Source organism: Desulfocucumis palustris, assembly GCF_002933875.1.
Lineage (GTDB): Bacteria > Bacillota > Desulfotomaculia > Desulfotomaculales > Desulfocucumaceae > Desulfocucumis > Desulfocucumis palustris.
This window is the reverse complement of the sequence record NZ_BFAV01000183.1, coordinates 1-1,967: the sequence shown is the minus strand read 5'-3', so window position 1 is coordinate 1,967 and position 1,967 is coordinate 1. Positions and strand designations below refer to the sequence as shown.

The following is a 1,967-nucleotide window of genomic DNA, read 5'->3' as shown; positions in this document are numbered from 1 at the left end:
TTAGTCTTTTTGATGATGAAGTTGTCCCGTATCACACCCGCGCCGTGTATGATGCCATTTATATTTCCAAAATCCTCCCGGATGCTCCGGAGCAAGCCGGCAACCGCTTTCTTTTGGGTCACATCAACTTGCTTGTATTCAATCCGGGCGCCCAATGTCTCCAATTCATTAAGCCGGGCTTGCTTCTCCCCGCTCAGCGGAGCTCGGCCCGCCAGGATCAGGGTGGCGTCCTTGACTTTTTGCGCAATTTCTCTGGCAAAAATAAGTCCCAGACCACCGGCGCCCCCGGTTATTAAATAGACGCCCCGGTCCCTCCAGGGGAGCGCCGCTTCTTCCCGGGAAGCTTCAACTTCACTCCAGCCGGCAACATATCGTCCGCCGTCCTGATATCGAATTTGCTTATCAATGGGGCTCCGGCTGTTCTCTCTGAGCTTATTTACGATTCCCGCCGCATCTTCACCGGGGTCCACTTCTATCAGCTGCCCTATGATTTTGGGATTCTCCAGCCGGGCGGTTTTTAAGAGGCCGGCGAGGCCGGAGAAAAGTTGCTGTTCTTGTTGGGCCGAAGTAACAATCTGGAGCAGCACTTTACCCCCGGGCTGGTCTTTGAGGATGCTTTGTATTTCTTCAAAGGCCTGAACGGCGTAGGTCTGAAACCGCTCCTCCATGCGGTTTTGCTTGGATTCCAAGGTAAGGCAGCGCACTCCGCCCATTTGGGTTTCGATGCTTTCCCGGAAATCCTCACCAGGCTCAAGGAGCATCACCAGGTGCCGGGCATATTCAGAAGCCGGGGCTTCCCGGGCGACGGCCCGTTCTTTCCAGCGGGGATGAAGCATAAGAGTTCCGGAAGTTGCCGTAAATACTGTCGAACTCACTTCGCCTTCCAGCGCTCTGGTTGAAAACCCTTTCATCCGCGCACAAACCTTGCCCTGCCCGTCGCATAAATCAATATCGAGTTTTTGCACCCTGTCCCCTGCCACGCTGCCGCCGCTGTATTGAATAAAAGCCCACATGCTGGAAGTGCAGCTGCCAAGGACTTCAAGCTCTTGCAGGGCAAAGGGCAGGAACGGTTTGCGGGGAGCTTTGGGATCATCAGGGCTCATTACCAGCCCTATTGACGCCTGCAGGGCGGAGTCCAGCAAACCGGGATGCAGTACAAATTGCTCCGCTGTGCCGGAGACGGAGGGCGGCAGGGATAGCTTGGCCAGCACCTGACCCTGCCCCACGTACACCTTCTCAATCCCCCGGTACCCCGGACCATAGTCAATCCCCATCGCCCTGAAGGCCTGGTAGCATCCGCCGGAGGACAGGCTGCCCCGGCTGCACCGGGCCTGCAAGGCCTTTAGATCCAAAATTGGAGCTTTTGAGGCCGGACTCAGTGTCGCGCTGCCCTGGCTGTGCACCACAGGCTCTGTGTCCAGGGCCCCGGGCTCGCTGTAGATCCGGTAAGCAATCTCTCCGCTGTTTCCGGGAAAGAGTCCGATGTGTATCTGAACCGGCTGTTCCCCCAGGGCAATGGGCCGGGCCCAAACAATGTTTTTCAGCCGGACTGCGGCTTTACCCTCCTTCAAGGCCCCTGCCGCCTTATCCACCGCCGCCCTGGCCATTTCCAGACAGGCCATTCCAGGCAGCACCCGCCGGCCCTTTACCACATGATCCGCCAGGAAAAACTCCCGGCCTGTAAAGGTCGAGCTGAACCGCTGCTCTGAAAAGTCGGAGGTGTTTTGGTGCAGCAAGGGATGAATTGAGGCTGTCACGGCTAGGGCCGCTCCGGCGCCATTGCCCGCGGGTCCGGTCTCCATTTCAGGCGCCCAGTAGCGTTCCCCGGCAAAGGGATAGGTGGGCAAACTGATGCGGCGGGGTTTGGTTTCGCCATATAGATTGTTCCAATCAACAATCAGGCCCTTGACCCAGAGATTAAGAAGTTTGGCATACTTCCCTTTGATTATCCAGCCGTCAATGGCCTT

The 1,967-nt window shown here is 57.1% G+C and carries 1 protein-coding gene; it reads right to left on the bottom strand.

What is annotated here, in order from left to right:
• Nucleotides 1-1,967: SDR family oxidoreductase (locus tag DCCM_RS18185; protein ID WP_123057292.1), on the bottom strand; the 1,967-nt coding region annotated here is incomplete at both ends.